This window comes from Calothrix sp. CBUCES-K 9914 (assembly GCF_059640475.1).
Window position 1 is genome coordinate 1 of sequence record NZ_JBXXZH010000394.1, and the last position, 5,949, is coordinate 5,949.

At 40.4% G+C, this 5,949-nt stretch carries 2 protein-coding genes and 1 pseudogene; all 3 read left to right on the plus strand.

Annotation, left to right across the window (positions count from 1 at the left end; translation table 11 throughout):
* Positions 1-63 precede the first annotated feature (63 nt).
* Positions 64-561: pseudogene (locus AC2JBO_RS42225) on the plus strand (DUF7379 domain-containing protein); the annotation flags it as partial.
* Between the two features lie 75 nt (positions 562-636).
* The gene (locus AC2JBO_RS42230) at positions 637-4,218 is read left to right on the plus strand and encodes a caspase family protein (protein WP_496959602.1); all 3,582 of its coding nucleotides are present in this window, start codon (positions 637-639) and stop codon (positions 4,216-4,218) included.
* 613 nt (positions 4,219-4,831) lie between these two features.
* Positions 4,832-5,827: an aldo/keto reductase gene (locus AC2JBO_RS42235; protein ID WP_496959603.1), complete on the plus strand. Its 996-nt coding sequence runs from the start codon at positions 4,832-4,834 to the stop codon at positions 5,825-5,827.
* Positions 5,828-5,949 lie beyond the last annotated feature (122 nt).

The following is a 5,949-nucleotide window of genomic DNA, read 5'->3' on the forward strand; positions in this document are numbered from 1 at the left end:
TTGCAATATACATTTTGGCAGTTTTTGACCCCTCTTTCCTAAAACTTTGTGAGAAATCCGGGTAAAGTACAAGATTTAGCTTTTGCACTTCTTGGCATGGGGTTAAATCAACTTTCAACCGTTGTTCCGCCTGTGAAAATATTAGCCAAATTAGTAGAACTTTTGGAAGCCAATGACAATTCTCTGGAACAAATGCAACCAAACTGTGAATTTCTGCAAGAAATAGCAAAAAACCCAGACCCTCACGTTCCTTACACTATTATTGCTGGTGACAGGTCGCTAAGTTCCACAGCATCACAAACGGACATCGAAAAGCAAACTATTTTCCTGCAAAAACTAATGCAAAAATTATTCGGTCAAGCTGTCGATCGCGTAGTAAATTTGGTCTTTTTTAAGCAACCTAACGATATTGCGGTAACTTTAGATAGCATTAAAAGTGTGAATTACGACCGCTCACCTCAACCCAAAATATTACCAGATATTGCCTGCGACCACCTCAGCTACTTTACTCATCCTGCTGGCTTAGAAGCGCTTGCCAAAGCACTTGAGTCAATCTCGTAAACACTGACACGCCAGGGTTTTAAACCCTGGCAAGACAAATATTTAATTGGATTGAAATAAACCATAAAAATAAATATGACTGAGACTTCAGAGGAAAAGCTAAGTGCAAATGATCGTCAAATTAAGCCCACATCAACTGAGAATATCTCTTATCCAGCTTATGCTGAACGCTGGGCAATTGTAGTTGGCATTTCCCAGTATAAACATCAGAGTTTAAATTTAAACTATGCTGACCGCGATGCAGAGGAACTTTATAAACTCCTGCTAACTCCTTCTGGAGGCGCCTTTGAAGCTGACCATATTATCAAACTTACTAATGAAGACGCGACAACAGCTAAAATTACTAGGGCACTACGCAGCTTCCTGAAAAAGCCAGCGAAAGAAGATATTGTTTTGATTTATTTTGCTTGCCACGGTGGACCGGATTTGGAACGCCCAAGTATTGTATATTTAATAACACACGACACAGACCCTGATGATATTTCTGGAACTGCACTACCGATGCGCGAGATAGACCTGTCTTTAAAGGAAAATCTGCTAGCAGAAAGAGTGATTGTTCTCGCGGATACCTGTCATAGTGCGGCTATTGGTGGAGGGATAGGACGAAGAAATACTGACAATAGCACGGCAGTTGTAAATCGCTATTTGCAAGAAGTGAGTAAAGCCAGAGGAGGTATCGCTCTACTCACTTCTGCGGAGGCTAATGAAGTTTCTTTTGAGGATGTCAAGTGGGGTGGTGGTCATGGTGTCTTTACTTACTACCTGTTAAAAGGGATGCGCGGTGAGGCTGACAAATCACGAAATGGTGTTGTCAGTGTTGGTGAGTTATTTGAATACGTGCGTGAAAATGTACAAAAGGCTACTGATAATAAACAGCACCCTTGTATCGGTGCAAATTCTTTTGACCGCGATCTAGCAATTACAATCACAGCAGGAATCTCTGCCCAACAACACTATGAGGTTGGTTGCGAACTTTACCGATTGGCATTGCTACTAGATGACAGACGCCGATTTGAGTCAGCTAGTTGGCAGCTACAAGAAGCTCTGCGCTTATCTCCAGAACGACACTTTCCAGAAGCTAACCTACAATTGGGTCTAGCGTTGATGGCAGTTAACAATATACCCCAAGCGATTAAGGCATTTCTAGTAGCAATGAAGGCTAATACTCTACCTGATGCTGCTTATTACCTTGGTATAGCTTACGCGAAACAGGGTGAATATGAAAGCGCATTAAAATATTTGCAATTATTTTTAACTAAAAATCCTCAAGATAAAAAAGCACCGTGGCTTAGAAAATATGTACCTTGGCTATCCAATTACAAACCAAGCAACAAATATGCTCTGTTAATAGGTATTGCTAATTATCATCCTGAAAGTAAAGTTCATTCTCTTCAAGGACCCGGTAATGATATTAAATTAATGCGGGAATTGTTGACCGAAAAATATGCTTTCCCTCCTGGCAACATAACTACTCTTGCTGATGCTGATGCTACCCATGAAGGAATACTAAAGGCGCTAGGTGAGTTGCAAAGTAAAACATTGCTAAATGATATTATTGTCATTTATTTCGGCGGTCATGCAGTGTCTAGTGGAGATGTCACGGATGGCTACCTTGTAGCCTACGACAGCAGAACTATTTCTGGGCAGGATATTACCGTTGAAGAATTACATACTCACGTTAGCTCTATTTCTGGGAACAAAACACTGATAATCGATACGATGCCTCGTGCCGAGTTAGTCAACCTTGCCCGTCAACAAGGGAATTACGCACTTTTCTTATGTGCCTCACCTAATCAGATGAGCCGTGAATATAGATCTGAAGATGGTCATCATTTTGGAGCTTTTACCTACAATTTTGTAGAAGAATTGCGGCAATCCTCATCCAACCTTAAACAGGGTAAGTTGATTGAACTGATAACAAATAGATTACAGCAGCGTTTTCAAGACAGGCAGACACCCCTAGTGATTGGCGATAAAAACCAGCATTTATTTTCCAGCGTTGATTACTTCCTCAAGTTGTTTGACTTCAGCCAACGTCGCAATTACTTACCCTTCACACTAGAACATATCGAGAATTGCTATGTTAGATTTGGAGAAATTCTTGAAACTCCCTTTCCAAAATTTTATCACAGCCTAGGCCGCGCGTTCCTAGAAAAAGGCAACTACTTGCAAGCTCTACACTTCTTGCAAACTGCTATTGACCAAAGTGGACAACCAGCCTCTGATGCTGAGACAATTTTCGCCCTTGGTATTGCTCAACTCCGCACAAAGCGTTATCAGGATGCGCGCTCAACTTTCCAAAAACACCTTGCGCTTGTCGAGTCACAAACATATGTGGCTCAAATGCAGGAGGCAATGACTCAAATTGAACATTTAGAAACTGACGAAAAATATGCCTTGTTAGTCGGCATCGACGATTACATTAAACCCGAAATTCCTAAAGTACGCGGTGCAGTCAACGATGTCCGCTCCCTTCAACAAGTCCTAATTAGTAAATACAGTTTTCAGGAAGCAAATATCAAGCTGCTACTGGATAGTGATGCAACCCGCCAAGCTATTATTGAGGAGTTCCAGAAACTCGTTGAGAAAGGACAGCAAGCATCAGCTTTCTTTTACTTTGCAGGTAATGGTTCTTTTGGTGCTGAGGATATTCCAACAATTATCAGTGTGGATGGTTGGACAGATAAAGATATGATTGATCGTGTTAGCGATATTACGTTAAATGAACTGGCTGCACTTGTAGGTAAAGCTCCCACAAACCTGATTACAATTATTGATGCTGGTTGGAATAAAGACAGTAGCCGATACATTGATCGTGAGGAGACACAAGCTCAGTCGCGTACTCGTGAAATCTTACTTCGTGAAAAGAAGCGGGATTTAACCAACCTTGCTTTCAAAATTGGTCGTCTCTCCATTTATCAAGAGTCAATCAAATTTACACAAAGCAGAGAGCTTGGTTTCAAAGTTGAAGAATTTTCAGCATCTCAAGAAAGTACAGGGCAAACAACTTATGGTACTTTGACACACGCGCTAATTAAGACTTTGCAACAAGCTAACCCCGACACCCTGACATACCGTCAGTTGATTAAATATCCTATCGAGAATAAAGAATCTTCGCAACCGTACTTTGTTGGGAACAACCTTGATGAAATAGTTTTTAGCAACGCGGTTAGCGAAGGTAACTTGCAAAAGCGTTTTGAGAAAATTACTCAAGAGCCTATTAAACAAACTATTCTCATTTTGCGGTGCCTAATCGAGCAGCGTAACAATATAGACCCAGAGGGTTACTTAAATTTAGGTGTAATTTATTATGTGCTTGGCGAGTATGACGAAAGCATTAAAGCTTTAGAAAAAGCAGTTGACCAACAGGGAGAACAAAAGAACGCAGATGCACGCTATTATATTGGTCGCGCGCTTTTGGAAAGCGATCGCGATCTTGCTCGGTCGGTTAGCGAGTTACGTCAAGCTAGACAACAAGACCCAGAAAATCCTGCTATTTATTACTACCTCGGTCAAGCAATTAGGGCACTTGTTGAGCGAGAAACTTTAGTCGAAGTTGAGGATGCTTTTCAACATTATCTCAATGCTGGGGCGCCGTTAGGACAGGAAGAAGAAGTTCGACAGTTTTTGAAGTCACGAGAGAAAAATATTAGGTAATTTTTGGGTTTAAGCAATTTAATTAGGTTTGCAGAAAACGCAGAACTAGCAACGGATGTAACGGATGATTAATTTTAAATTTCTTGTTTCAGTTAGTCTATTTGCAAGTGAATCAAGGTGAGTAGTTTTACGCACGATTAGTATTTCTTTAGCTGTATTTATATGTTCTACTGTAATGGGTACTTGTGTATCTGTACTGAGGGGGTGACGAAAACCTCTGAACCTGAGACACAGCAATAGTTATAAGCGCGCGTGCCATAAAAAGATAAACCCCATTTTTATACTTTATTGATTCTATAATCAATAAGCTTTGTACAAAAGTCTTATTTTTCGTTGGGCTTTGTTCTAAGTTTACTTTTATCTTTCAAGCGGTCACTCATCTATAACCTTTACGGCATAAGGCTTTTAAGCTAGTTCGTTACCCCCCCCCCAGACGAGCCATAACAACAAAGCTAGATTAACGGCAACGCTATCAAGTTTAGCGCATATTGTTAATTAGCTTTAGAAGCGGTTAATAGTTATGATTTGTACCAGAGGTGCCTTCTATTAGTTTGCAGTAATTGTTGTTAAAGGTGAGAAAATATAATAGTATCCCGTTCATACTACTTCGCCAATGTCTAATTCCTCTACCCCTTATGTAGCTTCTTCCTTATCACTTCCTATTATGGGTTGTGGAACTTGGGCGTGGGGAAACCGCTTGCTTTGGGGATACGATGAAAGTATGGACTCGGATTTACAAGCCGTTTTTAATTTATGTGTATCAAACGGTGTAACTTTGTTTGATACTGGTGACTCTTATGGAACTGGTAAACTCAATGGTCGCAGTGAACAACTTTTAGGAGGCTTTTCTCAATCTTATACTGGCACCAATCAAGAAAATATTTGTATTGCGACCAAACTCGCTGCTTACCCTTGGAGGTTAACCCGTCAGTCGATGGTGTCTGCTGGTAAAGCTTCCGCAAAACGTCTTGGTAGAAATATTGATTTAGTGCAAATGCATTGGTCTACCGCTAATTATGCACCCTGGCAAGAAGGTGTACTTCTGGATGGTTTGGCTGATTTGTATCAGCAAGGTTTAGTTAAGGGTGTAGGATTATCTAATTATGGTACTAGGCGCCTAAAATGGGCACATCAAAGATTTACTGAGCGTGGAGTACCTATTGCTACTTTACAAGTACAGTACTCTTTGTTATCTACTTATCCTGTTACTCAATTAGGATTGAAAGATGTTTGTGATGAACTTGGTATAAAATTAATTGCTTATAGTCCACTTGCTTTAGGTTTACTAACTGGGAAATATTCTGAAAATTCATATCCAAAAGGTATTCGTGGTTTGGTTTGTAGACAACTGTTACCCGGAATGAAACCGCTTTTAGAATGTATGCGTGAAATAGCTGGCACCAGAAATAAAACTATATCCCAAATCGCAATCAACTGGTGCATCGCTAAAGGCACTATCCCTATCCCTGGTGCCAAGTCACCAAAACAAGCACAAGAAAATATTGGCGCCAAAAATTGGTTATTGGATACTAACGAAGTTTCTGAGTTGGACAAAATTTCTGCAAGACTTGATAAAAAAATGGTGCAGAATATCTTTCAAACTACTTGATAGTAAGGTGGAATGCAATACTGCTCGGTTAAGGGTAGATTGTAATGATTTCGCAGATCTAGAGACGCGAAATTTACCTGCGGTACACTTCGTGAACGCGTCTCTACAAGGTTTGTGGTTTA

Coding starts and splice junctions, on each gene's coding strand:
- AC2JBO_RS42230 (WP_496959602.1), top strand. CDS start 637: ATGACTGAGACTTCAGAGGAAAAGCTAAGTGCAAATGATCGTCAAATT.
- AC2JBO_RS42235 (WP_496959603.1), top strand. CDS start 4,832: ATGTCTAATTCCTCTACCCCTTATGTAGCTTCTTCCTTATCACTTCCT.